Annotated in this window: 29 protein-coding genes and 2 pseudogenes; 2 read left to right on the top strand and 29 right to left on the bottom strand. The window is 51.5% G+C overall.

Features of this window, described 5'->3' with window-relative positions:
* Positions 1-20 precede the first annotated feature (20 nt).
* Positions 21-377 (bottom strand): Asp23/Gls24 family envelope stress response protein, encoded by a 357-nt coding sequence (locus tag RJD28_09915; protein ID WNV56663.1) that lies wholly within the window; start codon positions 375-377, stop codon positions 21-23.
* A 222-nt stretch (positions 378-599) separates the two neighbouring features.
* Here RJD28_09915 and rpmB point away from each other — a divergent pair, with 222 nt between their 5' ends.
* On the top strand, positions 600-785 hold the full coding sequence (gene rpmB, locus RJD28_09920) for a 50S ribosomal protein L28 (protein WNV56664.1): 186 nt from the start codon (positions 600-602) through the stop codon (positions 783-785).
* Between the two features lie 77 nt (positions 786-862).
* Here the strand turns inward: rpmB and RJD28_09925 are convergent, their stop codons facing one another.
* The 21 genes and pseudogenes from RJD28_09925 to RJD28_10025 form a co-directional block, all read right to left on the bottom strand.
* Entirely contained in the window at positions 863-1,000 is a 138-nt protein-coding gene (locus RJD28_09925; protein WNV56665.1) for a hypothetical protein, read from the bottom strand.
* Positions 1,001-1,092: 92 nt separating this feature from the next.
* The gene (locus tag RJD28_09930; protein ID WNV56666.1) at positions 1,093-1,251 is read right to left on the bottom strand and encodes a hypothetical protein; all 159 of its coding nucleotides are present in this window, start codon (positions 1,249-1,251) and stop codon (positions 1,093-1,095) included.
* Positions 1,252-1,308: 57 nt separating this feature from the next.
* Positions 1,309-1,527, bottom strand: a complete 219-nt coding sequence (locus RJD28_09935; protein WNV59676.1) for a hypothetical protein — start codon at positions 1,525-1,527, stop codon at positions 1,309-1,311.
* A complete protein-coding gene (locus RJD28_09940) occupies positions 1,457-2,317 on the bottom strand; it encodes an Rpn family recombination-promoting nuclease/putative transposase (protein ID WNV56667.1) in 861 nt (286 codons plus the stop codon). Before RJD28_09940 ends, RJD28_09935 begins: the two co-directional genes overlap by 71 nt.
* Positions 2,318-2,578: 261 nt before the next feature.
* Positions 2,579-2,980, bottom strand: a complete 402-nt coding sequence (locus tag RJD28_09945; protein ID WNV56668.1) for an HI0074 family nucleotidyltransferase substrate-binding subunit — start codon at positions 2,978-2,980, stop codon at positions 2,579-2,581.
* Complete coding sequence (locus RJD28_09950) at positions 2,964-3,233, bottom strand: nucleotidyltransferase domain-containing protein (GenBank protein ID WNV56669.1); 270 nt, start codon at positions 3,231-3,233, stop codon at positions 2,964-2,966. The genes RJD28_09945 and RJD28_09950 overlap by 17 nt, the downstream gene beginning before the upstream one ends.
* A 45-nt stretch (positions 3,234-3,278) precedes the next feature.
* On the bottom strand, positions 3,279-4,358 hold the full coding sequence (locus tag RJD28_09955) for a lysozyme inhibitor LprI family protein (protein WNV56670.1): 1,080 nt from the start codon (positions 4,356-4,358) through the stop codon (positions 3,279-3,281).
* A gap of 32 nt (positions 4,359-4,390) precedes the next feature.
* On the bottom strand, positions 4,391-5,302 hold the full coding sequence (locus RJD28_09960) for a hypothetical protein (GenBank protein WNV56671.1): 912 nt from the start codon (positions 5,300-5,302) through the stop codon (positions 4,391-4,393).
* A gap of 130 nt (positions 5,303-5,432) precedes the next feature.
* Positions 5,433-5,840: a GerW family sporulation protein gene (locus tag RJD28_09965; GenBank protein WNV56672.1), complete on the bottom strand. Its 408-nt coding sequence runs from the start codon at positions 5,838-5,840 to the stop codon at positions 5,433-5,435.
* Between the two features lie 40 nt (positions 5,841-5,880).
* Positions 5,881-7,044: a DUF2953 domain-containing protein gene (locus RJD28_09970; GenBank protein WNV56673.1), complete on the bottom strand. Its 1,164-nt coding sequence runs from the start codon at positions 7,042-7,044 to the stop codon at positions 5,881-5,883.
* 4 nt (positions 7,045-7,048) lie between these two features.
* A complete protein-coding gene (locus tag RJD28_09975; protein ID WNV56674.1) occupies positions 7,049-7,372 on the bottom strand; it encodes a hypothetical protein in 324 nt (107 codons plus the stop codon).
* A gap of 30 nt (positions 7,373-7,402) precedes the next feature.
* Positions 7,403-8,971, bottom strand: coding sequence for a phosphate--AMP phosphotransferase (locus RJD28_09980; protein ID WNV56675.1), 1,569 nt, complete (start codon positions 8,969-8,971; stop codon positions 7,403-7,405).
* A gap of 59 nt (positions 8,972-9,030) precedes the next feature.
* Positions 9,031-9,484, bottom strand: a pseudogene (locus RJD28_09985) (NUDIX domain-containing protein).
* Between the two features lie 66 nt (positions 9,485-9,550).
* Positions 9,551-10,912 carry a penicillin-binding transpeptidase domain-containing protein gene (locus RJD28_09990; protein ID WNV59599.1) on the bottom strand — a complete coding sequence of 454 codons (1,362 nt, stop codon included), beginning with the start codon at positions 10,910-10,912 and terminating at the stop codon, positions 9,551-9,553.
* A gap of 25 nt (positions 10,913-10,937) precedes the next feature.
* Positions 10,938-12,404 (bottom strand): FtsW/RodA/SpoVE family cell cycle protein, encoded by a 1,467-nt coding sequence (locus RJD28_09995; GenBank protein ID WNV56676.1) that lies wholly within the window; start codon positions 12,402-12,404, stop codon positions 10,938-10,940.
* A 14-nt stretch (positions 12,405-12,418) separates the two neighbouring features.
* Positions 12,419-14,689 (bottom strand): DUF3656 domain-containing protein, encoded by a 2,271-nt coding sequence (locus RJD28_10000; GenBank protein WNV56677.1) that lies wholly within the window; start codon positions 14,687-14,689, stop codon positions 12,419-12,421.
* 70 nt (positions 14,690-14,759) lie between these two features.
* Positions 14,760-15,194 (bottom strand): cell division protein ZapA, encoded by a 435-nt coding sequence (gene zapA / locus RJD28_10005; GenBank protein WNV56678.1) that lies wholly within the window; start codon positions 15,192-15,194, stop codon positions 14,760-14,762.
* A gap of 96 nt (positions 15,195-15,290) precedes the next feature.
* Positions 15,291-16,295, bottom strand: coding sequence for a Holliday junction branch migration DNA helicase RuvB (ruvB, locus tag RJD28_10010; protein ID WNV56679.1), 1,005 nt, complete (start codon positions 16,293-16,295; stop codon positions 15,291-15,293).
* 27 nt (positions 16,296-16,322) lie between these two features.
* Positions 16,323-16,940 carry a Holliday junction branch migration protein RuvA gene (ruvA, locus tag RJD28_10015; GenBank protein WNV56680.1) on the bottom strand — a complete coding sequence of 206 codons (618 nt, stop codon included), beginning with the start codon at positions 16,938-16,940 and terminating at the stop codon, positions 16,323-16,325.
* 97 nt (positions 16,941-17,037) lie between these two features.
* Positions 17,038-17,547 (bottom strand): Gx transporter family protein, encoded by a 510-nt coding sequence (locus tag RJD28_10020; protein WNV56681.1) that lies wholly within the window; start codon positions 17,545-17,547, stop codon positions 17,038-17,040.
* 58 nt (positions 17,548-17,605) lie between these two features.
* The gene (locus RJD28_10025) at positions 17,606-17,962 is read right to left on the bottom strand and encodes a NusG domain II-containing protein (protein WNV56682.1); all 357 of its coding nucleotides are present in this window, start codon (positions 17,960-17,962) and stop codon (positions 17,606-17,608) included.
* Between the two features lie 392 nt (positions 17,963-18,354).
* Here RJD28_10025 and RJD28_10030 point away from each other — a divergent pair, with 392 nt between their 5' ends.
* Positions 18,355-19,191: an FAD:protein FMN transferase gene (locus RJD28_10030; protein WNV59600.1), complete on the top strand. Its 837-nt coding sequence runs from the start codon at positions 18,355-18,357 to the stop codon at positions 19,189-19,191.
* Positions 19,192-19,275: 84 nt separating this feature from the next.
* Here the strand turns inward: RJD28_10030 and RJD28_10035 are convergent, their stop codons facing one another.
* The 7 genes and pseudogenes from RJD28_10035 to rsxC all read right to left on the bottom strand — a co-directional run bounded on the left by RJD28_10035 (position 19,276) and on the right by rsxC (position 26,844).
* Positions 19,276-21,504 carry a transglycosylase domain-containing protein gene (locus RJD28_10035; protein WNV56683.1) on the bottom strand — a complete coding sequence of 743 codons (2,229 nt, stop codon included), beginning with the start codon at positions 21,502-21,504 and terminating at the stop codon, positions 19,276-19,278.
* 406 nt (positions 21,505-21,910) lie between these two features.
* A pseudogene (locus tag RJD28_10040) lies at positions 21,911-22,696 on the bottom strand (RnfABCDGE type electron transport complex subunit B).
* A gap of 15 nt (positions 22,697-22,711) precedes the next feature.
* Complete coding sequence (gene rsxA, locus RJD28_10045; protein ID WNV56684.1) at positions 22,712-23,287, bottom strand: electron transport complex subunit RsxA; 576 nt, start codon at positions 23,285-23,287, stop codon at positions 22,712-22,714.
* Between the two features lie 14 nt (positions 23,288-23,301).
* The gene (locus tag RJD28_10050; GenBank protein WNV56685.1) at positions 23,302-23,943 is read right to left on the bottom strand and encodes an electron transport complex subunit E; all 642 of its coding nucleotides are present in this window, start codon (positions 23,941-23,943) and stop codon (positions 23,302-23,304) included.
* Between the two features lie 13 nt (positions 23,944-23,956).
* Positions 23,957-24,550, bottom strand: a complete 594-nt coding sequence (locus RJD28_10055) for an RnfABCDGE type electron transport complex subunit G (GenBank protein ID WNV56686.1) — start codon at positions 24,548-24,550, stop codon at positions 23,957-23,959.
* Positions 24,550-25,500, bottom strand: coding sequence for an RnfABCDGE type electron transport complex subunit D (locus RJD28_10060; GenBank protein ID WNV56687.1), 951 nt, complete (start codon positions 25,498-25,500; stop codon positions 24,550-24,552). The genes RJD28_10055 and RJD28_10060 overlap by 1 nt, the downstream gene beginning before the upstream one ends.
* 27 nt (positions 25,501-25,527) lie before the next feature.
* Positions 25,528-26,844, bottom strand: coding sequence for an electron transport complex subunit RsxC (gene rsxC / locus RJD28_10065; protein WNV56688.1), 1,317 nt, complete (start codon positions 26,842-26,844; stop codon positions 25,528-25,530).
* Positions 26,845-26,987 lie beyond the last annotated feature (143 nt).

Here is a 26,987-nt window from a genome sequence, read left to right on the forward strand (position 1 = left end):
AAGCTCCTCCTTATAATACCCTAATCAATGACGCGAACGCCCTCTACATAAATATTGATCTTCTCGATCTCCATACCGGTAAATTCCTCTACCTGATACTTGACGGTACTGATCAGATTGTCCGCAACGGAAGAAATGTTCACACCGTACACAACAATCACATGAAAATCCAGCGTGATCCGGTTGTCATTGAGCTCTACGCTGATGCCGTGGGTCAGGCTGTCCTTCTTCAGAAGCTTTACCAATCCGTCTTTCATATTGACAGACGCCATCCCGACGATACCAAAGCACTCAACGGCAACAGAACCGGCATACTTGGCGATAACATCGGTATCTATTAAAACTTCACCCATCTGCGTATTCATATGTCCCTTCATCCTGGCACCTCCACACTTTTCTGGCTCGCCGCAGGAAAAGAAAAAGGCTGCGGCAGAGCATCCTGTGCATATTATACCCTCTTTGTGAAAAAAAGGAAACTAAATTTTTAATTAATTTCTTTTTTTTCAAAAATGCACTTGCAAAAACAACGGTTATCTGCTAGAATACTTTTTGTTGTGAGTTTTTATGTAGACTTAATCTGGTTTTAGGGAGGTGCAATCATGGCAAAATGCGCTATCTGTGAGAAAGGTGCCCACTTCGGACATGCAGTGAGCCATTCTAATAGAAAAACTAACAAGATGTGGAAATCCAACGTAAAGTCTGTAAGAGTGAAAGTGAACGGAGCAGCTCAGAGAATGTACGTATGTACTTCCTGCCTGAAGTCCGGCAAAGTAGAGAGAGCTTAAGTCTCCTCTTCTGATTTCCAAACATGAATGCGGCGAAAAAGGACGATTGATCGATCGTCCTTTTTTTGTGCCTGCATTTAACATCCGAATAACTCATATCCGATAATGAAAAAAAGTATCATCAGGATCCACTGCATGACAACGCTGGGCAGCAGCAGGCCGACAAGAATGCCCACTGCCGTCCAGAACAGTGTATAGCCGATCAGTCGCCTCATAAAAAAGCCCCGCCCTCTCCTGCCATTTTTCAAAGAAATCGCTTTCTTCTATATATAATATATGACAGAGGGGCGGGATATTGCATCAAATGTTACCAGCTGCTATCCGCAAACTTATTCTGCATGGCAATAGCCGTCTCCATCGCCCGTTCATCCAGCATAGCGGCAGCCTCCTCCTCATATTGAAACAACGGGCAGATGAGGGCTTTCGCAAACTGTTCTCCCGCCATTGTCAGGGGTTTAAAAGACACGGCAAACCAACTTTCCCGTCAGTTACCGTGTCCCTTCTTTTCTAGTTCAACAAAATGTTAATTGATACCATATTCTTTCAGCAGGCAATCCCGAAATACCGGATCATCCAACGCACGTTTTAAGTCTTCCAATCGTTCATCTGCCAAGAGCTGCTTTGTCAGTTCCTCTTTCCTCTTAGCATCTTTTACTTCCTGCTTTGCCGTCTCAGCAAGCTGTTCCGCAACTTTCGCTCTTTTTCTTCTCTTGCTCCGCAATTTGCCGCTCTCGCTCTGCATTTTTTCGTTCCTGCTCTGCAATTTTCCGTTCTCGTTCCGCACTTTCCTGCGCGTCTTTGCGCCCCTGTTCACGGCCTTCCTCATACATCATCTGATCATGCTCAAACCATTTCATATATCGTAATGAAACCTCCCCGTCCCGTTTGACCTGATCTACCATCTGCTGGATGTCTCTCAGATCTTCATTGATCGCATTGTTCTGGTTCGTGTTCTCCATATAGCTGAGCAGCTGACGCAAACTTTCCGAGATGTTTCCTTTTTTGCCCCGGGTATACAGCACCCAGGTTTCCGCATCATCCTCATACGGCATTGTCGGCTCTTCCAGGCATCTGTTCTTTATCGTGTATAACACCCGATCATAGCCGAAAGGATCATAATCGCAGATAAAGATCACGTACACCTTTTTCATTTTGCCAAAATGCTCTCCGGCTTTCAGGCTTCTTCTGTCGATCATCGCATGATAAAACCTGGCTCGCTTCGGAAATGCTTTGATCTCCGCGTTCTTATGGTTATGGTCCGGTTCCACATCGTAGACAGTGGGGATTTCGTCTCCATTGATCTGCACGCTTCCGTCTTCCTCGATATAGACATCCAGCCTTGCGCCACGAAGATCCGTATTCACTCCCGCAAACGACTCCTGCGCACGGATTTTCAGGTGCGGAAATTTCCGATCAAACAATGTTTCCAGCAGTTTGCGGATAAACGCTTCCCCCGTATCCGGATACGCCAGCATGGCATGAAACAGGAAATCATCCAACAGGTTCAATTCTTCCAGTTTTCTTCTCTGCATTCGCAACTTCCTCCTTGTGATGGCAGAGAAAATGGAATACGCACTGTCAAAGCCGCTGCATGTCCGCTCTCACGCTCTCCGCCATATTTTTTGTTTTCGCATATGGGGATTGAGTGGCTGAACAGCCAAGAACTTTCCCAGATATGTAATTGTAGTGTAGCAAATGTCTGCTTTTCTGTCAATGCTTAAGCCGAAAATATCCCTCGATTGAGATTACAAACTTTCTTTAAAATACCTTGTTCGTTTTGTAAATGGTTCACATCATATGTCCAGCTGTTTTACCACATATTCAAAATCATAAAATAAATCAATATATTTCTCTACAATCACCGTACAATGTGTTTTCACGATTTCACAGTCATAATCATGTATGAGCGCATTGCGCACTTTCAACATATCCATCCATGCATCATCAGAGATCAGATTTGCCTTATACGCTTCCCGAAGTACTTCTCTCGGAGAACCGGTTACAAAACCGGTGATAGCATAATATTGTACCAGAATGTCTTTCATCACTTTCCAGGCAAGATCAAAAGTGATACTGAATTTTGCACCGGTTCCGCTCAATACAAAGGAATCCGCAAGGTCACGCTGCCTTGCCTCCGCCAATGCATCGAGAGAATTGCAAAAAGATTGAAAACGTTTGTTAAATTTTGCGTCCATATTTTCTGATATCCTCCAATAACAGTTGATTTCTGCACGTATCCATATTCACCAGATCGACACTGTAGAGCGTCGGCAATTCTTCTACCTGTTCACGAAGCTCGTCAAAATTATTTACCCCTGCCACTGCCACATCAATGTCACTGCGTTCCCGCGCCGTACCTTTGGCTCTGGAACCATATAAAATCACTTCTTTTGCGCCAAAATTTCTGCAAAGCCTTGCAGTTTCCCGGATAACCTCATCAGCTTTCATGCCTGTTCCCTGCCCTTTTCTTCATCGTAACATTTTTCTCAATTCCTATCTTCCATTATTGAGCATTTCTTTCAGCTCGTATACTCTTTCTTTCGTAAGTTCAGCGGCCTCATCATATTCCAGCATAGGCTGCAGAGAACCACCTGCCGCTTCTGCTCCAGCTTCTTCCACAGCCTGTTCCTTGCGGCTGATCCACGTCCGCTCTTCGGCTCTTAAAGATTCTTTTTCTTCTTCCGGAAGAAGGGTCATGAGAATCTTCCATTCCTCATTCAGGGTATTATCCCACAGCCGAAACCGATTCCGGGCATTTTCTGTCATGTCGCCCTGGGTCTCAAGGTTCTGCAATTCATCCAGATAGTATTGCTCTGTCTCCTCACAGGAAGTAAGATGGTTCAGCCATTGGTCCACCTGGTTGTAGCTATAGAAAGCCTCTTCTTCCGCCGGATTGTAGAGACATACAAAATCAAGCTCATGCACCGGATTACAGTTTTCATCCACCATTGCTTGAGAAACCCAGCTGAGACAATCTTCAGACAGTTTTTCGCGCCTGGTTCCCGGCAGATAAAAGGTAAGCGTGCCCGCCTGATCCAGCCCGTAGGCCTCTGAATAAATATAACGGATACCATCCTCATAAGCTTCTTCCCCCACTGGATCTGCATAGGAAATCGTCAACAGATCTGCCGTGTACGTGAGATCATCTACTTTGGTGAGTGACCCAAGCTGCCCGCTGAATTTACAGTAATACATAGTGCCGTTGGGATATCCCTCTCCGGTATCATTATCAGAATCTGTATAAAGCCCCTGGAAAGATCCGTCTGCATCAATGGTCAGCGTGGTACCCCAAGCGCCGGCGCCGCTGGCGAAAAGAAACTCCGTTTCCGACAGATCCGCATAAGAAAAATCTGTCTTCACAGCAGTTTCATCGGAGGCTCCATCCGGTGTTTCTTCGTCTGTATTTTTGCCCTGTGCTTCTGTTTCCATGTCCGCGTCCACATCTGCGTCTGTTTCTGTATGGGTGCCGCCATTGCTGGCAGTATTCGTATCCTCCGTGCCTGAAGTGGTACGCTGGCAGCCCATCAGCAGCATGCCTGCCATGAGCAGTGACAAATAGATTCCCTTTTTCATACCCGTTTCTCCTTCTGTTTATATGAGACAGTTTAAAACAAATCCAGCGTATTGTCCAGATAAATGGCCTCTCTTACGCGCAGCTGATATTCCGGCTTTGTCATATAATAGAGTAAAAATTCCAGGATCAGGGCACTTCCCAGGCTGCGCCCCTCGATCTTAAAATGAGAGAATCCCATCGGTACATAAATACTTTGTATATCTTCGATGCTGATAAAGCCGGGATTTTCCATAGCCACAGAAAAGCGATACCCGCTGCCCGCTCCCGGTGCCTGACAATGATGCACCGGCCCGGCCTCTCCCAGCTGCTGACGGCTTACCGCCTCATAGCAACGCTTCCGCTCCTGACAGCCAAACCAGCAGCATTCGTTGCACAGGAATTCTACTTTCTCTTTCTGTTCCTTCGACAGGGCTTTCAGCTGATCGAGGGCTTTGTTCAGGCGAAAATCCGGCACCACATACCGAAACTCCGGCCTGTCAATTTCCTGTACCAGTCGGGGAAAATCCGTCAGCACCTTGGTGGTGGATGAGACGAAATAAAGCCCGGGATAGTTGTTTTTCAGGTAATCCAGCAGAAGGTCGGAATGCACGATCACGCCATTTGGAACATTTCCCGCCTGTGCAAACAGGGTACAGAGCCGGTTGCATTGTTTATCCGCCAGGTGTTTTTCCCTAAGCAGAGAATTGCTGAAGGTGAGCCGGGCAGAGATGCCATATTCCTTCGTAAGCGCCAGCACCTCCCGGGCATCCCCATCTCCAAAACCGACGCGGCCGCCGCCCCAGAGGCAGTCCACCGGGGCGCCATAAATGGAACCAATATCGCACCAGTCATAAAAGTATTCCCGATGTTCCCGGAACAGGGGTAAAAACAGCCGGTACAGCTCATAAAATTCAAACAGCCCCGGCAAATGATACCATACCTTCGTCTTATTTCCACTGGTCATAACCGATGCTCCTCCCCATTTTCGCCGTTTCTCATGTTTTCCGCGCAAATAATTTTCTGTCATATAAGAAAAGCCCCACGCCTCTCCTTTCCCGGATGCTGGCATGAGACTTTTCGTCAGAAATACTTCTTTATTCTTCGCTCTTTTCTTCGGTTCCGGCCTGTGCGGCTTTCAACACTTCCTCATCGGACATCATGTCTTTCTTGCCGGCAGCGAACCGGTCAACGAAATCCGGCACCATGTCCAGGATCTTGGTCACGGAATCCTGATTCTTGATGTTCACCAGCTTGGTGTGCCCGTCCTTGATGACGAGGATGGCGCTGGGGGTGATCTTACCGCCCATACCGCCGCCGCTGTTGTTCTTCTTATCTGCACTGGAAGTGCCGGCACCCACACCGAAGGTCACGTCAACCAGCGGTAAAATGATCGTGTCTCCCACCGTAATCGCATCTCCCACCACTGTCTTGGATGTCAGAAAGCCATCCATTCCCCGGAATAAGGATTCCAGTGAGGTCTTAAAATTGTTGTCTGCCGACATGCTATCTTCCTCCTTACGTTCTTACGTTCATGGTATCTTCTCAGCGGTTTCTGACTCTTCGGATCAGGCCGCGTACATTGGCATCTGTGATGATCTGCAGACCATAGAAAAACATGGCTGCCAGACGGATCCTTCCCCGCAGAGAAACCTTTCCCTGAAAAACGGCATTGTCAAAATCCGGCTGGATCTGCACCCGGAACCGGTGCACCGGGCATGCCATGCAGTACAGGCCGTAAAGCTGTCCGGTCAGTGCCGGATCGCCAGTACCTGCGGTAAACTGCCCCCGGAGTTTTCGCGGAGCCGCATGACACACCATCCTGAACAGCTGCCGTTTGCATTTGTCCAGGGCTGCCTGGGTCTCCTCCTGCCGGAGAAATTCCATCAATTCCCGGACACGCGCTCTCTTATGGCATATTTTAACATAAATTCTTCGAATTGTATATCCAAGTTTCTGAAAGAAGCCCCTGATCTTCCGCGCAACCACAAAGGGCAGCCGGATCAGCAGCCAAACCAGATGCCAGATCGTCAGGACAAGTTTTTTTATCAGACGGAAAAATTCTTTGTTTTCCTGCTCTCCATTACCGTAGTCTGCCCCTGCAGGCCGTTTCTCATGCAATCGCGCCTGATGCTCCATCCCCAACGATTCGTGCGCATCCCGGTCTCCCGACGATGCCGTCTGCAGCTCTTCCGGCAGCAGATCCATGCGCTGTCCCTGTTCTTCCAGCAGTTCCCGTTCCAACTCGGTTTCCAGTCTTGCCCGTTCCGCCTGCTCCGACGTCAGCCCCTGCGTGACATCTTCCTGTGCCGCGATACGCTTTCCGTCAGCAGTGCCGATTTTCTCTTTATCCGCCTGCCAGTTGTCCTCCTTCGTGACATTCCCGCTTCCGTCACGGGTTCCCTGTTTTTTTCGTCCCTGACGCTTTGCACCCTTGTCCTTCGACGGATACAGGGTGATCAGCGGCAGCCAGAACAGCTTTAAACGCACCCGCGGTTTTCCGTCCCGGTAATCGGCGGTAATGCCAAAGGCCCGCAGCAGCCAGTCCGCCTGGATGCGCCCTGTGATGCCTTCCTCCCCGGAAACCAGCCGCATCCGGTAGCGCAGGGGAACAAATAGCACCAGCAGAAGGAGCAGCAGCAGAAGGCCGATAATCCCGCCCAGGATCAGGGCGATCCATTTCAATATGAGCAATAAAATGTGCAGCATTGCCTCACTCCTGCCTGTTCTCCAAATATTTCCGGATATCCGGGGTACCGGTGGCCGCCAGGGCATCCGCCAGCATGTCCTGCACCCGGTCAAGGGCGTCCTCGTAGCTGCCCGCCACCCCGACGATCATGGGAAGACGCCGCCGGATCACCCGCTGCTTTAGCTCAGCCGCCGATACAATGTCCAGCTGCATGCCGGAACTGGTGCTTATGGTCACCAGATAAAGGCGAAAGCTTCCGGCCCCGTGCTCCAGCCGCCAGCGGATACGGTTGATTTTCTTTTCCATTCCCGCATCCATATAGAGCGGATCCCGCCATGTCAGTCCCATCCCTGATGCTCCTCCCGATCATGATATTGATTATCTGTTCATTCGCGCTTCCAGCGCTTCCACTACGGTCCTCAGCACTTTGATCCGCGCATAATATTTGGAATCTGCTTCCACAATGGTCCATGGTGCATAGGTGGTGGAGGTACGGATCAGCATCTCATCCACCGCTTTCTCATAAGCATCCCACTTGGCGCGGTTCCGCCAGTCCTCATCCGTGATCTTCCAGCGCTTCTCCGGTGTGTTCATGCGCTCGTTAAACCGCCGCTCCTGCTCATCCTTGTCGATCTGCAGCCAGAATTTCAGCACGATGGCACCGGCATTCACCCAGGTGGCCTCACTGTCATTGATCTCTTTGTAAGCCCGCTTCCACTCCTGCTCGCTGCAGAAGCCCTCGATCCGTTCCACCATGACACGGCCATACCAGGTACGGTCAAAGATCGCCACATGGCCGCCCTTGGGCAGATTTTTCCAGAAGCGCCACAGATAATGGTGAGCCTTCTCGATATCGTTGGGGGACGCCGTCGGATGCACCTCGTAGCCTCTGGGATCCATGGCCTGGGTCAGGCGCTTGATGGCGCCGCCTTTTCCGGCCGCATCCCAGCCCTCGAAGGCCAGGATCACCGGGATCCTCGTCCGGTAAAGCTCGCTGTGCAGAAGCGCCAGCCGGTGCTGCAGGTCTTTTAACTGCTCCTGGTACTCTTTTTTATCCATGGTTTTCGTCAGATCCACAGATGCCAGACGGGAAGACCGCAGGGAAGTCTCACAGGAAGGTGCCTGATCGGTGTGCTCTTTTTTCACGGATTCTGCTCCGGCATCCTCTGCTGCGTCCGCAGTCACCCGGTGCTTATCATCCGCGCTTTCCGCCTCTTTCTCTTCCTGCGCTGCTTTCTTCGCCTCCAACGCCTCTTCCAGCCGCCGGACAGCCTCTGTCAGGATCTTGATCGCCGCAAACCGACGGTCATTGGCCTCCACAAGGAACCAGGGTGCATAGTCCGTGTCGGTCTTTTCCAGCATTTCCTCATTCATCCGCAGGAACTTCCGGTATTCCCTGTTGCGCTTCTGATCCCCCTTCGTCACCCGCCAGGCGGTCTGGGAATTGTCCAGCAGTTTTTCAAACCGCTTCTTCTGCTCTTCCTTCGTGATGGCCAGGAAAAATTTGACGATCACTGTGCCATCCTCGCTGAGCTGCCGCTCAAAGGCGTTGATCTCCTCGTAGGCGTGGGGAAGCTCTTCCTCTTTCGTCAGTCCGTCAAAACGATCTGTCAGCACCCGCTCATACCAGCTGTGATCAAAAACCGCGATCCGCCCCCGCTGCGGCGTCTTTGTCCAGAACCGCCACAGATATGGGCGAAGAGCCTCTTCCTCCGTCGGTTTTCCCGGCGCATATACCTGAAAGCCCCGGGGATCCAGCCCGTAGATCAGCTCATTGATCTGAGTGCCCTTTCCCGAAGCGCCGAAGCCCTCAAACACGAACATCACCGGGATGCCCGCATCCTTGCACGCCCGCTGCAGTTCACCCAGCCGCATACTTAAGGCGTCTTTCCTTTTCTTATATTCCTCTTTGTCCAGCTTCTGATCCAGTTTCATATTTTCCAGCATAACGATCCCTCCGGTCCGGTGAAAAAAGGACGGACGCATCACGCCGCCCGCCCCTTGACTCAAAAGTACTTTTTATTTCCCCACAGATTACTCTTTTTCAGATCCAGATACTCATTATAGGCTTTCTCAAGAATCTGCTTCTCATTCGCAAATTTCAGAAGATGGTACGCCTCATGGTACTTGTAATATCCGGAATCCACAAAATATTCCTCCCGCTGCGGTTTGCTGTAGTAGCTGTCGGACATCATCAGATACCAGTGGACATCCTTCTCCACGGTGTCCTCCGGAATGCTGAACGAATACTCGCTTTTGCCCACGTATTTGATAATCGAGGCGGCCACGCCGGTCTCCTCTCTCACCTCACGAATCGCGGTATCCTTATACTCCTCGCCCGCTTCCACAGTTCCCCTTCGGTAAAACCCAACCTTCGTATTTGTTTCGGTAATTCTTATATAAAAGAAGAATCTTACCACGAAAAATAACCACACCGCCACAGCTTGTTGCTTCAATCATTGCAATCCCTCCTGCTTGGTGTATTGAACTATATTCAGTATACCCCTTTGCAGGAACGCATGCAAGCTAATTGTAGTAAGCGTCAAAGATTTTTTTTGCGATGGGCACCGCATACTCGCTTCCGGAGCCTGCCTCCTCCACGATCACGGTCACCACCAGATCCGGGGAGCCCACATTGGAAAATCCGGTAAACCAGGCATGGCTTTTGGACTTGTCACTGGAAAACTCCGCAGTTCCCGTTTTGCCTGCGGCGGTATAGCTCTGGCCGGAAAGCTTGGATGCCGTTCCGTCGCTGACAACCGCCTCCATCAGATCCGTCAGCACAGATGCCTCCTCCGCCGTCATCAGCTTCCCGTAGGCCGTGGGCGTATATTTTTTCACGGAATCGCCGGTGTAATTCTGCACCTCCGTCACCAGATAGGGCTTCATGAGCACGCCACCATTGGCGATGGAGGACGTGATCAGCGCCATATGCAGCGGCGATACCATGGTCTTACCCTGTCCCATGGCCGTCATCATGGCCAGGCTGTTCTCCGCATCATCCGTCAGGGCAAAATTGCTCTTGGAATAAGGCAGCGCAGACGGGAGCTCCATATTAAACAGCAGATCCCTGCACGTCTGCCGGAAGGAATTCCGATCCAGTCCCAGTCCGATGCTGGCGAAGGCCGAGTTACACGATTTGGCAAAGGCCCGGGTAAAATCCTCTTCCCCGTGCTTGTTGCCGTGATAGCAGTTGATGGTATAACCGCTGTCCGTAAAGCTGCCGGTGCAGTCAAAGGAAAAGCTGTCATAATCCGGATGCTCCCGGATATATTCCAGCGCGGTGACGATCTTAAATACCGATCCCGGCGTATATTGTCCCTGGGTAGCCCGGTTCAGCAGCTCGCTGTCCGAAGAGTTTAAGAGTGTCTGCCAGTTGGCACTGACTGCCCCCGGATCATAGTCGGGTTTGGACACCATGGCCAGGATTTTCCCGGTGGACGGCTCCATGGCCACCACCGCCCCCTTGTGGCTGCCCAGTGCATCATAGGCCACCTGCTGCAGCTTCACATTCAGGGAAGTGATCACATTGTCCCCGATATTTTTCTCTTCCCGCAGCTCCTTCATGATCCGCTCCCCGAAGAAAGCGTTGGACATCAGCAGGTGGAAGTTGGCGATGGACTCCACCCCGGCTTTGCCGTTGGTATCGTAGCCCACCACATGGGCGAACATATTGGCGTAGGGATAGCTTCTCGTCTCGGTTCCGTCAGAAGCCACCTTCGTCTCGGCCAGCACCTCCCCGTCGGCGCTGTAGATCTTGCCCCGGATGACCCGGTCGGCAAAGGTATCCTGTCTGGTATTGTAGGGGCTGTTGATCACATCGGCGCTCTGGAACACATTAAAATACACCAGATATAAGAGCAGGCAGGCAAAAATCCCCGCGAACAGGTAGGTGATCCGCAGATATTCCCGGTTACCGCCCTTCCTGTCTCTGCCCTTGGGCCGGGTGCCTCTTCGGTCCGGCAGCTTTTTCTTCTCTTCTTCGTTTTCCAGATCCAGAATTTCCAGTTCCTCCGGCAGCTGTCCGCTTTTTCCTGCCGGATGCTTTCTGTTGTTTGGGCTCTCTTTCAACCTCTTCACCTTCATCTTCCCTCAGGATATACATTCCCTGAATCACAGCAAACATCATCAGTGTACTGAGCATGGAGCTTCCGCCCATGCTGATCAGCGGCAGGGTCACACCGGTGAGCGGAATGAACTTGATGCCGCCGCCGATGGTCAGAAATACCTGAAACGCATAAGACACGCCCAGACCCAGAGCGACCAGCTGATAAAACTCATCCTTTAACTGGATGGAAATATTCACAAACATGACAAAACAGCTCAGGCAGATAAGGATCAGGCAGATGCCGAAGATCCCGCCCATCTCCTCCACAATGGCGGAAAAGATAAAATCCTTCTTCACCACCGGGATCTTGGAGGGGGAACCCTGGAACAGGCCCATACCGAACCATCCGCCGGTACCGATGGCGAACAGCGACTGGGCCACCTGATAGCCGCCATTGTCATAGTTGCCAAAGGGATCCTTCCACACCTGTACCCGCACCCGCACATGGGAAAACAGATGATATGCCGCCACGGAAGCCACGCCGCCGCCCAGCAGTCCCGCCGCCGTCAGCGGTTTGTTCTTTGTTCCCGCATAAAGCATGGACATGTACACCACAAAAAAGATCAGCGCCATTCCCAGATCCCGGGAAAGCACCAGGATGATCACATGCAGTGCCGCCACCGCGGAGGTGATGAGCACGTCTTTCAGCTCCTTGGACTTCTGGAACCGGGATGCCACGAAAAAGACAAACAGCAGCTTCACAAATTCCGACGGCTGCACCGTGACACCGGCAATCGTAAAGGAAAGATTGGCCCCGTAGCTGGTGAAACCGAAAAGGGCCACAATGCCCAGTGCCGCCACGCCCACGCCCGCGTACAGCCATTCCATGGAACGGAACACGCGTACCCGGCGGATCAGCGCGGGGATCACCGCGCTGATGACAGCCGATGCCACCACGATACGGAACTGCCGCACCGAGGAGTCAAAATCAATGCGCGTCAGAATGATAAAGCTGATGGTCAGCAGCATGCAGACGTTGTTGGTCAGCAGCCTTGAGCTGCGCTTATATACTAGTGCATAAAACAGCAGCATCCCCGCCAGCAGCACCACTTGTGCCCCGTAGAATACCCATACCTTCAAATCATCGGTCTTGATGTAGATGACAAGATACCCCATCAGGTGCATGAGAAACATCAGATAATTCTGATTCAGGAAAATTTTATTCTGTTTTCGGATATCATGTGTGCGAAATACATTGAAGCTCTGATAGGTATAAAAACAGATCAGCACGATAAAAATGTATTTCGCCAGTTCCACGATCAGATTGGTCATCGAATCCTCCTGTCCTAATCCACGCCGCGGCGAAAATGTCCTCTTGTATATTCTCTACAGAGCGTTCCGGGATCCACGGTCTTTCCTTTCAGAAACGCATCCGTACATGCCTGCAGCACCTGTCTTGTTTCTTTCGCATTTTCCTGGCTGAACGCCAGACGGATGCTTTTCGGTGCGATCTTTTCAATGGCGGGCACCAAGTCCAGAAGCACCAGCGGCGTGCTGTTGTAAATGATGTTCATACAGACGGAACAGTCCTTTTTCACCGGGAACTGCTTCTGGTAACGATCCACCAGCATCCGCGTCTCTTCCTTCTGGCTGCAGCGGCGCAGCGTCTGGTTCACACACTGGGCCGACACCATCAGCGGCAGATAGCCGTAAACGATCATCTCGCTGGCCGACGCATCCGTGTGGCGCAGCTCCTTCTCGTTGGCCTCCACAGAAAGGGTTGTCCGTGACACATAGCGCTGCATCACTGCATTTGCTTCCCGATTCATAACATAGGCAGACGCATCCGACCGGAGTTCTCCCTGACAGCCGCCTTCCCTGCACCATTCCAGCTCATCCATGCCGTGAACGAGAACGCCGTCAAATCCGGCCTCCCGAAGCGTAGGAATCAGTTGCGCGTACTGGGAAACCATCTCCTCACGGAAAATCTCCGGCATCGTGTAAAAGCACTGTTTTCCGGCCCGGTGCACCTGTTCGCCGTACATCTGGAAAAGAGCGGTTTCCGGGTGCTGTCCCCGCTTTGCCTCTGTCGGGAAAAATAACCGGCTGGACAGATACACGTCGGCAATGTCCGGTGTTTCCAGCACTGCCTGCAGCTGCGCTGCTGTCTCCACAGAAGCGGTAAGCACCGGAACCCAGCAACCATCTGTCTCATTTGCCTGTCGTTTATCGCTCCGTTTCACACATATGGATGACCGATCGACACCGGCCATTCTGTTTGCCGCTTCCATGTGACCGGCAGGCCGCACCCGCCGCCATCCGGCCAGCAGCTTTGTCTCCAGCTGCTCCAGGGCAGTTCTTCGCAGGGCATTTAACTCCTGCACAGGCAGGAACACATCCGGCTCCATATCCAGCGTCAGCTCCGCAAAAGCAAATGTAGTTCCGCCGGTCTTCGTCAGCTGGCTTCTAACCTTTTCTTCCGATAAAGGCTGTTTCATGGCCTGCTGTACCACCGCGCCCTCTCCCCGGGCACCCACCTCCCGGCACCGCACCTCCAGCGTCACCGGCTGGCCTTTTCGCACCACGGCATGTCCGCTCACCGGCAGCTGCACGGTTTTCCCCTCATACAGCGCCCGGAACTTTTCAAAAAGTGCTTCATCTGCCGGGGCATAATCCGGTTTGGAAGCAGTGATCATGGCTGCGCCGTTATGCTGATGCGCATAGCCTTCGGAGAATCCGCTTCTCGTATATAATTTTTCCAGAAGTTCCATATCTTTCGGATCCACCCGGTAACCGGCGCGGCCCGCTTTCCCATAGAGATCCATGTATTTCCGATAAATATGCACGACCCCTGCTGTATATTCTGCCCGCTTCATGCGCCCCTCAATCTTAAAAGAGGTTACCCCTGCGTCGATGAGCTCCGGCAGCAGCGGCAGCAGACAGATATCCCTGGGACTTAACACATAGGGCGCATCCTTTTTGTTCAGACGCTTGCTGCCATCCGTCACCTGATACGGCAGACGGCAGGGCTGGGCACAGCGTCCCCGGTTGCCGCTTCTGCCGCCCAGCAGGCTGCTCATGAGGCACTGCCCGGAATAACAGTAACAGAGCGCCCCGTGGACGAAGCACTCGATCTCCATATCGGTATGGTGACAGATCTCTGCAATCTCCCGGACGGACAGTTCTCTTGCCAGCACCGTCCGTTTCACACCCATCTGCTCCAGAAAACGGATCCCGGAAAGGCCGGTAATGGTCATCTGCGTGCTGGCATGCAGCGCCAGTCCCGGGAAAGTCCTGCGCAGATATTCCAGCACCCCCAGATCCTGAATGATCACGCCATCCAGGCCCTGCTCATACAGGGGACCGATATAATCCGCAACCGCGTCCATCTCCTGATTTTTCAGCAGGGTATTCAGCGTCAGATACAGCTTTTTCCCCTGCAGATGCAGTTCGTCTATCGCCTGCAGCAGCTGCTCTTCCGAAAGGTTCCTGGCAAATGCCCGGGCACTGAACTTCGTTCCGCCGGTGTAGACGGCATCCGCCCCTGCGGCAGCGGCGGCCTTCACCCCTTCATAGGAGCCTGCCGGTGCCAGAAGCTCCGGTTGTCCTTTCCTCATGGTCATCCTCCCAAATGTTTTATGTAACGAAAAAAGGCCCTCAGGCCCTTTTTACCGGTTATTTCACAGGTTATTTCTTCGGTACGCCCGCACCGCCGGCCGCATTGGCACTGGCAAGCTCTGTCTCCAGCCGCACCAGCTTCTTCTGCAGACTGTCGATCTCCTGCTTCAGATTCCGGTTCTTCTTCTCCGTCTCCTCGTATTTCAACCGGGAAGCCACCAGATCGTGTTTCAGGTCATAGATCTCCTTATCCTTGCCCTCATACTCCTTCATGAGCGTATCGGCCTGCTTCTTTGCCTTGAAATAATCATCGGCAATGTTCAGCTCGATGAGCAGATTGCGGTAATCCAGTGACTGCCGCTTGAAGCCATCCAGCTCATTGAATTCATTGATCTTCCCATTTATGTAAGAGGCGATCTTCTGGAGATATTCCGCACTCTCATATCCGCTTAATTTGACAATCTTTCCGCCGATCAGTACCTCAGCAATGTTCTTTGATATCATAAAAGACACTCCGTATTCTTCTTGTATGTTAGTTCTATTATAAACGAATTTACAGGAAAAACAATCACAAATTTATAATTACCGCTGTCTGAGCCGTCAGGCCTGCTCCGGCGCCGGAAGTCCGAGACGCTGATAGGCCAGCGCCGTCACTGCCCGGCCTCTGGGCGTGCGGTTCAGGTAGCCGTTCTTGATGAGGTACGGTTCATACACCTCTTCCAGCGTTCCCGCATCCTCCCCGATGGCCGCCGCCAGCGTATCCAGCCCGGCCGGGCCGCCTGCAAACTTCTCAATGAGCGTCAGCAAAATGTTCCGGTCGATGTGATCCAGACCATATTTGTCCACCTCCAAAAGATCCAGGGCAAACTTTGCCACCTCTTCGGTGATGACGCCGTCATACTTGATCTGGGCAAAATCCCGCACCCGCTTTAACAGGCGGTTGGCCAGACGCGGCGTTCCCCGGGAACGTCTCGCCAGCTCATAGGCGCCATTTTCCTCAATGGGCACCTGCAGCACCTGGGCAGAACGCAGAATGATGGTTTTCAACTCTTCGGTGGTATAAAATTCCAGCCGGTGAATGACGCCGAAACGATCCCGCAGCGGCGCAGTCAGCATGCCCGCCCGGGTGGTGGCGCCCACCAGCGTAAATTTCGGCAGATCCAGACGGACAGACCGGGCGGAAGCCCCTTTGCCGATCATGATGTCGATGGCAAAATCCTCCATGGCCGGATAGAGCACCTCCTCCACCTGCCGGTTCAGCCGGTGGATCTCATCCACAAACAGCACATCCCCCTCCTGGAGGTTATTCAGGATGGCTGCCATCTCCCCCGGCTTTTCGATGGCCGGGCCAGAGGTGATCTTCATGTTCACGCCCATCTCATTGGCGATGATGCCTGCCAGCGTCGTTTTGCCCAGTCCCGGCGGGCCGTAGAACAGCACGTGATCCAGCGCCTCTCCTCTGGCCTTGGCCGCATCAATATAAATGCGCAGATTTGTCCGCGCCTTTTCCTGTCCGATATAATCCTTCAAAAGCTGCGGCCGCAGATGATTCTCCATCGGGAGCTCTTCTGTGATCGCCTCTGTTGTGATAATTCTTCGTGCCATATATCCTCTTTTCCCAAACCATAAATATTAGAACAGCGCCATCTGTTTTAAGGCAAGCTTTAAAATGCCTTCGGTATCCAGCCCGGTAGTATCCCCGGCCTTCTTCACTGCCAGCACCGCGTCCGCGTTGGAATATCCCAGTGCCACCAGTGCCTGGATGGCCTCGTTTTTCGCTGTGGCGCCTCCTGCTTCTGTCGGCACACCGCCTCCTGTCAGCGGCTCTCCCTCGGAGAAGAAATCCGGCAGGGACAGCTTGTCCTTCAATTCCAGAATGATGCGCTGTGCGGTTCTGGTGCCGATGCCCGGTGCCCGGCAGATAGCCTTGGCATCCCCGGAAGCCACGGCAAACCGCAGTTCGTCCGCCGAAAGCGCAGAAAGCAACGCCAGCGCCCCCTTGGGGCCGATGCCGCTGACGCCGATGACCAGCTTGAACACCGCCAGCTCATCCCGGGTGGGAAACCCGAAAAGGGAGATCCCGTCCTCTCTCACCTGCATGTATGTGTGCAGTTTCACCTTCCCCGGCTGTGCCCCCAGCAGTTCGCAGGCCGCCGCCGTGGTATTTATTTCGTAGCCAATGCCATTCACATCCAGGATCAGCAGATTCTCTCCCGTCTCTGCCACCTCTCCATATAAATATGAGATCATATTTTCATCCTCTCCTATCAGCCACTCCTGTCCGCTTTCTTTCCGGAATGCATCCCTGCGCAGCCGTATCTGCCCGATCTTCCCTGATCTTTCTCCATCAATCTTCCTGCCGTCCGGCATTCATGCCTAGCAGACGGCGCTTTACCTCCCCGGCGGCAATGCCGATGAGGCAGCCGGTAATAACACCGGAAATAAGAAGAACCGGCATGTAATAGGCAATGCTCATATTCTCCACCACCACCATAGCTACCAGGATCTGCCCCACATTGTGGAAAATGCCGCCGCAGATGCTCACCCCGGCAATGCTCAGTTTCCCGGTCTTCTTCACCAGCGCCATCACCAGCAGGCTCAACACGCCACCGGCCAGGCTGTACAAAATGCTGTACAGGTTGCCGAACAGAAATCCCGCCAGAAATACTCTGGCACAGGACAGCACCATGGCAGGGCCAAATCCCAGCTGATAAAGCACCAGGACAATGACCAGATTCGTCAGTCCCAGCTTCACCCCGGGGATACCAAAATAAAACGGAATCAGCGATTCCACATAACTTAAGATCAGGGCCAGCGCCAGATAAACGCCAAAATAGGCCGGATGATATTTCTTCATGCGGAGTATCCTCCCTCTGTACTTTTTATCTTTCTAAGTCAGCAGCCACCACTTCAAACTACTTTGCGATAGAGTCAAAGGCAGGCTCCTCTGCCCCTGTCACTTCCACCACCACGCGGTTGGGCAGGCAGACGATGGTCTCCCGGTCTCTGGAAATCGCCCGCTGGTGGACACAAAGCTTGTCCGGGCAGTCTGCATCCGTCATATCCGCCTCTCCGTCATGGATAGACAGGTGATTCGTTCCGTTGATGTCGATCTCATGTGCCTCCGCCAGGGAATACGTGCCATATACGTCTCCATCCACCGTCACCGTCACGCTGGCGCCGGAAGAATGGATGACAAAACTGTTGATCAGATAAAAGGCAAGGGCGATCACCAGCACACCCCCGGCCAGTATCCAGTCATTTTTCCTCATAGTCTGCTCCTTGTATGATATATCGATCAGTGCGGTGTTTTCTGTCAACACCAAAAACTGACTTTTGCTCTCAACTTCCTTATCATAACACAACCGAAAATGCAAGGCAACCACATGTTCGTTTTTTTTTCTCCCGCTTGCACACTCCCTGAAAATATATTATACTCTCCTAAGAATAAGAAGGGAGCGTATGACCGCCATGCACATATATAAAAAAAAGAAACGCCGCTGCGGCGCTTTTTCTGTCTTTCTCTGTTCTCCTGCCGACACTGCTCACCGGCTGTTCCGGGCAAAGTTCCAAAACGGTATCTCAGGACCCGGTTTCCCGCACAGATATCCTGTTTGATACCGTTGTCACCATCACCCTGTACGGGGACGATCAGGAGCAGCATCTGGAGGACTGCTTTTCTCTCGGGAAAAAATATGAGAATCTCCTGAGCCGCACCATCGACACCAGTGAAGTCAGCCAGATCAACCAGGCGAAAGGGCAGCCGGTGACCGTATCGGACGAGACGCTGGAGCTCATCGAAAAAGGACTGTACTACAGTGAGCTTTCCGGTGGCGCCTTTGACATCACCATCGCACCGGTCAGCAGCCTGTGGGATTTCAAAGCAGAAAATCCTGCCGTCCCGGACAGCGCCGTCCTGGAAGAGGCCGTCTCCCATGTGGACTATCATCAGGTGCAGATCGACGGCAACCAGGTATGGCTCACCGATCCCGATGCCGGGATTGATCTGGGTGGCATCGCCAAGGGGTTCATCGCAGACAAATTCAAGGAATATCTGACCGGTCAGGGTGTCACCTCCGGCATCATCAACCTGGGTGGAAACGTGCTGACCATCGGGGAAAAGCCCGACGGCTCCGCTTATACCATCGGTATCCAGAATCCTTTCCGGGAAGAACGGGGTCCCATCACTGCCCTGGAAGTCCGGGACTGCTCCATCGTATCCTCCGGCATCTATGAGCGGTATTTCCGGGTGGATGACAAGCTGTATCACCACATCCTGAATCCCGCCACCGGATATCCTTACGAAAATAACCTGCTGGGCGTCACCATCATTTCCAAGGCTTCCGTGGACGGAGACGGCCTCTCCACCACCTGCTTCGCCCTGGGACTGGACAAAGGGCTGGAACTGATCCGCAGCATCGACGGCGTGGAGGCCATCTTTATCACCGACGATTATGAGCTGCACTACAGTAACGAAGATGCTTTGAAAATCGTACAATAAAAAATGATACTGATAAGAGAGGAACCGTGCTCATTACACGAAACCTCTCTTTTTTAATCACCGCTCTATCTTATTTATTTTTTCCTACTGTTGTCCCTTTACATAGGCGATCTTCGTCTCCACCTCTCCGCTCACTGTCCGGCCAAAGATCTGCCCTTTCAGTGCTTCTGCCTGAGTGATGAGATCGCTCTTCTTCGACGCATCGGTCTCTTCCATGGCCTGATTCAGCAGCACGTCGATCTGGTCTGCCAGCATATGATCCTGTCGGTAATTGGCTACCGTATATCCGGGGCTTAATTCCTCCGCATCGTCTCTGCCCGGCAGATAGGAATCATAGGCGCCCACTTCTTTGGAAAATGTCAGGTCTTCCTCTGCAATGGTTTTCTGGAAGGCGGCAAAATTCGTGACCTTCGGGGCATCATCCAGCTGTTCGATAACCCCCTTGACGATGGTCAGCGGATAGCTGCCTCCGGACAATCCGGGCACCCGCTGTGGATTGTCACAGCCAACCCAGACACTGACCGTATAATCCGGGATCATGCAGCAAAACCATCCATCCTTGTTATCGTTTGTTGTTCCCGTTTTGCCGGCTCTCGGCACCTGGGAATTCTGCCCCAGTCTGCGGGCCGTACCGGACTGTACCACACCTTCCAGCAGTCGGATCATCTCCTGGGAAGCTTTTGCCGTATACACCTCTGTCTCCTTTTCTTCTGTCCACAGCTCTTTGCCATCATAAATCACAGAAGTAATACAGGTTGGATCCACATGGGAGCCTCCTGCGGCAAAACTCCGGTAAGCGCCTGCCATCTCAATAACGTTGGTGCCATAGGTAAATCCTCCCAGTGCAGATACGATATTCTGATCAGAATACATCAGTCTGGAAAAATGCATTTTCTCCAGATAAGAAAGACCGTTGGACACGCCAATCTGCTTTAACAGCCAGCAGGCCGGTCCGTTTTCCGATTTGTATAAGGCCACATCCAGCTGCATGGGAGATCCGGTCAGTTCCCCGGACGGATTCTTTTTCAGTTCCTCTACGGATATGTTCTGCAGCACAGAAGATGCGCTGTAACCCTTTTCCAGCGCCGGTCCGTATACCAGCAATGGTTTGATACTGCTTCCGGGCTGTCGGAAACTCTGATAAGCCCGGTTCAGCGTGTGGCTCTCACTGAGCGTCTGGCTTCTTCCACCCACCACAGCCACCACTTTTCCTGTTGCATTGTCAATGACTGTTCCTGCAGATTGCAGCACATATACACCGTCATCCCCTACGTCCGTGAATTTTGTCAGCGTATTGTCCGTCTGTTCCTGCAAAAGATTCTGTATCCCGCTGTTCAGCGATGTATAGATTTTGAATTTTCCCCGGTAAATCCGTTCTTTTTCTTTTTCATAGGCCTGCTCATAAGCCGCCTTGTAATCCCTGTATTCCTCATCACTGGAAAAATACCAGACAAAGGTAAAACCGCTGTCTTTCATCAGATACCGCACCGCACAGTCCAGGGCATAGCTGGAGGGATCGTTCTTCCACTCGCTCTTCTTTTCCAGGATCACCGGTGTCTCCGCCTGTGCCACATCCAGCTCCTGGGTGGTGATATAGCCCTGCTCCTGCATGTTTTTCAGGATCTTATCCCGCCGCATGAGCGTGTGATCCAGGTGTGCCCGGGGATCATACCAGGTGGGAGAATTGGGAATTGCGCACAGAAGCGCCACCTCTGCCACGTCCAGCTGGGCACTGGATCTGCCAAAATAGCTCTGGGCTGCAGCCTCAATACCGTAATTACCGTTGGCAAAATATACATTGTTGATGTAAAATTCCAGGATATCCTCCTTGGAATACCGGGCTTCCAGTGCCATCGCCAGGAAAATCTCCTTCACCTTTCGCTCAATCGTCACTTCGTTGCTTAAGAAGACAGTCCGTGCCAGCTGCTGGGTGATGGTACTGCCGCCCTGGATGGTACTGCCGCCGGATCTCACATATACAACCATACTTCTTAAAATGCCCATCACATCCACGCCCGGATGGGCATAGAACCGCCGGTCCTCTACCGCCACAAAGGCCTGCACCACCGCCTCCGGGATCTGATCATACTCCAGATATACCCGATCCTCCCCTGTGTTCAGTTTGGCCAGCACCTGACCATCATCCCCGTATATATAAGAATTCTCTTTCTCTGAAAAAATCGTCCTGCCGCTTTCTTTCACAATAGCAGATGCTTTTACGAAACCAATTCCGAAAATCCCCGCACAAATAAGAATGCCTCCCAGGAAAAGCACTGCAAGAATCCGTATCGCTTTCTTCTTTCTCTTTTTCATAATCCTGTCTCCCATTCTTTTCTTACTCGCAAGGATACAACAGTACCTGCCTTTTTTCAAGTATTTTAAACGATTCTTAATAAATCTGTCAACAACGTCCAGTCATCCTATTAGTAACAATTCAGTCATCCTCCATGTAGCCAGATTTCGTGTCTGCATGAATATTCGAGTGAACTTAACCACAAAAAGAGAGCACAGACTACACTTCTGTAATCCGTACTCTCTTCCTCATACTTCTTCTGTTCTCAGTAAATTTCTGAGAAGCTTAAGCCTCCGGCTTCTGCTCTGCAGCAGCGGCCTGAGCGGCAGCAGCCTTTGCAGCGGCAGCTTCTTTTGCCTTTGCAGCAGCTTCTGCTTTTTTCTTGGCATCAATCTCTTTGATCTTGTGTGCCTTAGCATTCATGGTTATGATACCCTTCGGACACTTGGCCGCACAGATACCACAGCTGATACATTTCTCGTAATCGATATGGGCGATATTGTTTTCTACAGTGATCGCCTGTTTCGGGCACTGCTTTGCACAAATGCCGCAGCCGATACAGCCGACAGTGCAGACTGCCATAACGTCCTTACCCTTATCCTGAGAGCTGCACTCTACACGGCACTCAGCAGGCTCAGGGATGAGCTCGATCAGGTGTTTCGGGCAGGCAGCTACGCACTTGCCACAGGCCTTACAAGCTTCTCTGTCTACAACAGCGATACCATCTACTACATGAATGGCATCAAACGGGCAGGCAGCCACACAGGAACCATAGCCCATACATCCGTAGGAACATCCTTTGGAGCCTGCACCCGGAAGTGCTGCAGCCATAGAACAATCCTGTACGCCTGTATATTTGTATTTTTCTTTTGCTTTCTCACAGGTACCTGCGCATTTAACGAAAGCAACCTGTCTTACGCCTTCACCTGCGGAAACGCCCATGATAGAAGCGATCTTGTTGTGTACATCAGAGCTGCACACCGGGCAGGCACTTACCGGAGCGGTTCCGGCAGCAATTGCTTCTGCCAGAGCATCACAGCCTGCAAATCCACAACCACCACAGTTTGCACCGGGCAGTTCCTCACGGATCGCAACTGCACGCTCATCTACTTCTACTTCAAATTTTACACCGGCGATTCCGAGGAATATACCGATAAATAAGCCAACCCCTGCGATAACAGCGGTAGCAATGATAATTGCGGTTACATTCATCTTGTTCGTTCCCCCTTAAATGATGCCGGAAAATCCGAAGAAAGCGATAGACATAAGAGCTGCGGTAACAACAACAATCGGAGAGCCCTTGAATGCCGGCGGGAAATCATTGAATTCCATTTTCTCACGGATACCTGCCATGATTGTGATTGCAATTGCAAAACCAAGCGCAGTTGCAAAACCGTTTACAATACTCTCAAGAATATTGTAGCTCTTCTGTACGTTGGTCAGAGCAACACCAAGCACTGCACAGTTTGTTGTGATCAGCGGAAGGTATACACCGAGTGCATTGTACAGAGACGGCATAGATTTTTTAAGGAACATTTCCACGAACTGTACGAGTGCGGCAATGACAAGGATAAATACGATCGTCTGCAGATACTCAACACCAAGCGGAACCATAATAAAATCATAAACAATAATTGTAATAGCGGAAGCAAGGGTAATAACAAAGATAACGGCAGCGCCCATACCCATTGCGGTGTCTACCTTCTTGGATACACCAAGGAAGGGACAAATTCCGAGGAACTGGCTCAAAACAACGTTACTTACAAGCGCAGATCCAATAGCGATAATTAATAAACTTCCCATTTGTCAGCACCCTCCTACTCTGCTTTCGCAGCGGCTTCCTTAGCAGCCTTTGCTTTCTTTGCATTATTGAGATTGATCTTGTTCTGAGCAGCCACAAGGAATGCCAGTACAAGGAATGCTCCCGGAGCCAGGATGAAGATGGTGATCGGCTCATATACAGATTCAGGAAGTACCTGGATGCCGAACAGCTGGCCTGCACCGATCAGCTCACGGATAGCGCCGATGATGGTCAGAGCAACGGTAAATCCAAGTCCCATGCCGATGCCGTCAAACATGGACAGCATAACCGGATTCTTGCAGGCATATGCCTCTGCACGGCCCATGATAATACAGTTTACAACGATCAGCGGGATATATAAGCCCAGTGCGTCGTTCAGAGCCGGAAGGAATGCGGACAGCAAAAGCTGTGTCAGTGTTACGAAAGATGCGATAACTACGATAAATCCCGGGATACGTACTTTATCCGGAATGAAGTTACGCAGTGCTGCAATCAGCATATTACATAAAATCAATACCACTGTTGTGGTCAGGCCCATACCTACGCCGTTGATGGCAGATGTCGTAACAGCCAGTGTCGGACACATACCAAGCATGATCACAAAGGTGGGGTTCTCTTTGATGATACCATTATAAACACGTTCAATATACTTATTCATACTTCCCAACCCCCTATTTCATACTGTTATAAAATGCGATTGCCGCATTTGTACCATTTGTCATGGCGTTGGTCGTAACGGTTGCACCACTCAGGGCATCGATCTTGCCCTCTTCACCGGTCTTTGTGTACTCCAGATTGCCGGTAGCCGGAAGGCCAACGAACTGCTCCTGGAAGTCTGCATTCTTGGCTTTCATACCAAGACCTGCTGTCTCACCGATGGAAAGGATAGAAATACCTGTCAGAGTGTCGTCTGTGGATACACCAACAGAGAACTGAATGTCTCCGCCGTATCCTTCATGGTCGGTAACAGTGATGACATAACCCACTGTCTCTCCGCCCTTCTTTGCCTCATATGCCTCATTGACATCTGCCTTGCCAGTCAGACCTGCGCTCTCCAGTGCATCAGCTGCACCGGACAGATCCTCGATGGCTGCGAAATCATCCGCATCGGCAAATACAGCCTTGCAGGCCTCAGCTTTTGCTTTCGCTTCCTGCTGGGCAATAGGCTCTTTGGTGATCTCGTTGACGAGACCTAATGCGAAACCGGCAACGAGAGTAATAAGGGTAATACGTACAGTATCTTTCGCAATCGTATTCTTCTTCATTATTTCTCGCCTCCTTTACCGAATGCTTTCGGAATGGTCAGTCTCTCGATCAGCGGAACAAGAAGGTTGGAGAAGATGATCGCATAGGAAACACCCTCTGCGGAACCGCCGAAGATACGGAACAGGCCGGTCAGACATCCGAGGATGATACCGTAAACGATCTGTCCCTTCTTGGTAATGGGGCTTGTCACATAGTCGGTAGCCATAAAGAATGCACCGAGCATCAGTCCGCCGCCTGCCAGCTCTGCACACACGTAGTTGAGATCAAATCCGTGTCCGCCGAACAGCAGTGCAAAAATAGCGAAGGTAACAATATATGTACCGGGGATCCGAAGATCAATGACATCCATCCAGATCAGGAAAATCGCACCGATCACGATGGCGATCACGGAAGTCTCACCGATGGTTCCGGGGATCCGACCAATGACCATGTCAAGAACGTTCACGCTCTCTCCTGCTTTCAGAAGAGCCAGCGGTGTAGCACCGGTGATTCCATCATAGGTGAAGGAAGTCATTCTTCCGGTGAAGGAAATGAGCAGGAAGCATCTTGCACCCAGAGCCGGGTTCATGAAGTTCTGTCCAAGTCCGCCAAACAGCTGTTTTACAATGATGATAGCGAAAACACTGCCGAGGATGCCGAGCAGGCACATACGGATCACATTCTCTGTTCCATAAGGACAGGGAAGGTTCAGTGCAAGCAGAAGACCGGTTACGGCAGCTGACCAGTCGCTGATCGTATTCGGCTTGTGCATTGCTTTCTCGTACAGGTACTCTGTCAGTACACTGGCAGCCACTGTAACAGCAATAACGATTAACGCGTTGATTCCAAAATTATAAATACCAAAAATACTCGCAGGCATCAGGGCAATGAAAACATACCGCATGATCTTTTCTGTCGTATCTTTGGAACGAACGTGTGGTGAGGATGATACATTCAATAATCCACTCACAGCTTTACACCTCTTTCTCTAGATTCTTTATTTTCTCTTGCTTGCGATGACTGTTTTCTTCATGGAACGGATTGCCTGTGCCAGCGGGCGCTTAGCAGGACATACGAAGCTGCAGCTTCCGCACTCGATACATTCCAGGCCTTCCCATTTCTCAAACAGCTCCGGTACTCCATTCTGTGAATAATCCGCAAGTCTGGAGGGAACAATACGGGACGGGCAGACACTGACACAGCGTCCGCAGTTGATACATGCGGTCTCCGCATATCTGGATACTTCATCCTCCGTGAAAGCAAGCAGTGCGGAAGAGGTCTTTGTTACAGGACAGTCTGTGCTGTACATAGCAAATCCCATCATCGGTCCGCCGGAGATCAGCTTCTCAGGCTCGCTCTTGTATCCGCCGGCAGCTTCGATCAGCTCGTTGAAGTTCATGCCGATCGGTGCAAGGAAGTTCTTCGGATCCGTGATTGCCTGACCGGTGATGGTCACAACACGGGAAGTCAGAGGCTTGCCCTCTGCCACTGCACGGTAAATGGAAATAACAGTCTCTACGTTGTCCACGATACATCCTGCATCAGCGGGGAGCATCTTGGAATTGATGGCGCGTCCGGTGGTCGCATAGATCAGCTGACGCTCAGCACCCTGCGGGTACTTGGTCTTCAGTGCCAGCACCTCGATGTTGGGCTCGTCTTTGGTGAGCTCCTGCAGATGCTTCACGCAATCCATCTTGTTGTCCTCAATGCCGATGATTCCCTTTGCATTCGGGAACAGGCTTAAGGAAATCTTCAGTCCTGCCACCAGCTTGTCGCCGTTCTCCAGCATTCTTCTGTAGTCTGCTGTGATGTAAGGCTCACACTCAGCTGCATTGACGATGACATACTCGATCTTCTCGGGTTCCTTCGGAGACAGCTTTACATGTGTCGGGAATCCGGCACCGCCCATACCAACAATACCAGCTTCTTTGATAATGTTGATCTTCTCCTCTCTTGTCATCTCTTCCAGCGGTTTCACAGGAAGGCCTTCAGCCTCCTCATATTGTCCATCATTCTCAACGATGATGGAGTTCACCATAGATCCGGTGCTTACCAGCTTGGGCTCGATTGCCTTTACGGTACCGGAAACAGATGCATACACCGGCGCAGATACAAATCCGCCGGCCTCGGCGATCTTCTGATTCACCAGTACTCTGTCGCCCACGGCTACGATTGGTTTCGCCGGAGCGCCGATGTGCTGTGACAGCGGATATACCAGATTGCCCTTCGGCTGAACTTCAAGGATGGGTTTATCCTTGGATAAGTCTTTACCGTCATAGGGGTGGACACCGCCTTTGAATGTCAATAACGCCATAAACTTATACCCTCTTTCTCTCCAAAATATATTTCAAGCAGACTTTCCTGGTGCATAGGAATTCTGCCTTGAATTCTCTCATTAGACAACTCAAAACAATAGAAAGTGGATAACCACTTTCTATTGCTTATCATTCATCGTGT

The sequence above is a fragment of the Oscillospiraceae bacterium NTUH-002-81 genome (genome assembly GCA_032620915.1).
In the GTDB taxonomy this organism is placed as follows: Bacteria; Bacillota; Clostridia; order Lachnospirales; family Lachnospiraceae; genus JAGTTR01.

Bases quoted from the DNA above. Each gene is read 5' to 3' on its own strand.
- RJD28_09915 (WNV56663.1), bottom strand. From the start codon at position 377: ATGAAGGGACATATGAATACGCAGATGGGTGAAGTTTTAATAGATACC.
- rpmB (WNV56664.1), top strand. From the start codon at position 600: ATGGCAAAATGCGCTATCTGTGAGAAAGGTGCCCACTTCGGACATGCA.
- RJD28_09925 (WNV56665.1), bottom strand. From the start codon at position 1,000: ATGAGGCGACTGATCGGCTATACACTGTTCTGGACGGCAGTGGGCATT.
- RJD28_09935 (WNV59676.1), bottom strand. From the start codon at position 1,527: ATGCAGAGCGAGAGCGGCAAATTGCGGAGCAAGAGAAGAAAAAGAGCG.
- RJD28_09940 (WNV56667.1), bottom strand. From the start codon at position 2,317: ATGCAGAGAAGAAAACTGGAAGAATTGAACCTGTTGGATGATTTCCTG.
- RJD28_09945 (WNV56668.1), bottom strand. From the start codon at position 2,980: ATGGACGCAAAATTTAACAAACGTTTTCAATCTTTTTGCAATTCTCTC.
- RJD28_09950 (WNV56669.1), bottom strand. From the start codon at position 3,233: ATGAAAGCTGATGAGGTTATCCGGGAAACTGCAAGGCTTTGCAGAAAT.
- RJD28_09955 (WNV56670.1), bottom strand. From the start codon at position 4,358: ATGAAAAAGGGAATCTATTTGTCACTGCTCATGGCAGGCATGCTGCTG.
- RJD28_09960 (WNV56671.1), bottom strand. From the start codon at position 5,302: ATGACCAGTGGAAATAAGACGAAGGTATGGTATCATTTGCCGGGGCTG.
- RJD28_09965 (WNV56672.1), bottom strand. From the start codon at position 5,840: ATGTCGGCAGACAACAATTTTAAGACCTCACTGGAATCCTTATTCCGG.
- RJD28_09970 (WNV56673.1), bottom strand. From the start codon at position 7,044: ATGCTGCACATTTTATTGCTCATATTGAAATGGATCGCCCTGATCCTG.
- RJD28_09975 (WNV56674.1), bottom strand. From the start codon at position 7,372: ATGGGACTGACATGGCGGGATCCGCTCTATATGGATGCGGGAATGGAA.
- RJD28_09980 (WNV56675.1), bottom strand. From the start codon at position 8,971: ATGCTGGAAAATATGAAACTGGATCAGAAGCTGGACAAAGAGGAATAT.
- RJD28_09995 (WNV56676.1), bottom strand. From the start codon at position 12,404: ATGACCAATCTGATCGTGGAACTGGCGAAATACATTTTTATCGTGCTG.
- RJD28_10000 (WNV56677.1), bottom strand. From the start codon at position 14,689: ATGAGGAAAGGACAACCGGAGCTTCTGGCACCGGCAGGCTCCTATGAA.
- zapA (WNV56678.1), bottom strand. From the start codon at position 15,194: ATGATATCAAAGAACATTGCTGAGGTACTGATCGGCGGAAAGATTGTC.
- ruvB (WNV56679.1), bottom strand. From the start codon at position 16,295: ATGGCACGAAGAATTATCACAACAGAGGCGATCACAGAAGAGCTCCCG.
- ruvA (WNV56680.1), bottom strand. From the start codon at position 16,940: ATGATCTCATATTTATATGGAGAGGTGGCAGAGACGGGAGAGAATCTG.
- RJD28_10020 (WNV56681.1), bottom strand. From the start codon at position 17,547: ATGAAGAAATATCATCCGGCCTATTTTGGCGTTTATCTGGCGCTGGCC.
- RJD28_10025 (WNV56682.1), bottom strand. From the start codon at position 17,962: ATGAGGAAAAATGACTGGATACTGGCCGGGGGTGTGCTGGTGATCGCC.
- RJD28_10035 (WNV56683.1), bottom strand. From the start codon at position 21,504: ATGAAAAAGAGAAAGAAGAAAGCGATACGGATTCTTGCAGTGCTTTTC.
- rsxA (WNV56684.1), bottom strand. From the start codon at position 23,287: ATGGGAAGTTTATTAATTATCGCTATTGGATCTGCGCTTGTAAGTAAC.
- RJD28_10050 (WNV56685.1), bottom strand. From the start codon at position 23,943: ATGAATAAGTATATTGAACGTGTTTATAATGGTATCATCAAAGAGAAC.
- RJD28_10055 (WNV56686.1), bottom strand. From the start codon at position 24,550: ATGAAGAAGAATACGATTGCGAAAGATACTGTACGTATTACCCTTATT.
- rsxC (WNV56688.1), bottom strand. From the start codon at position 26,844: ATGGCGTTATTGACATTCAAAGGCGGTGTCCACCCCTATGACGGTAAA.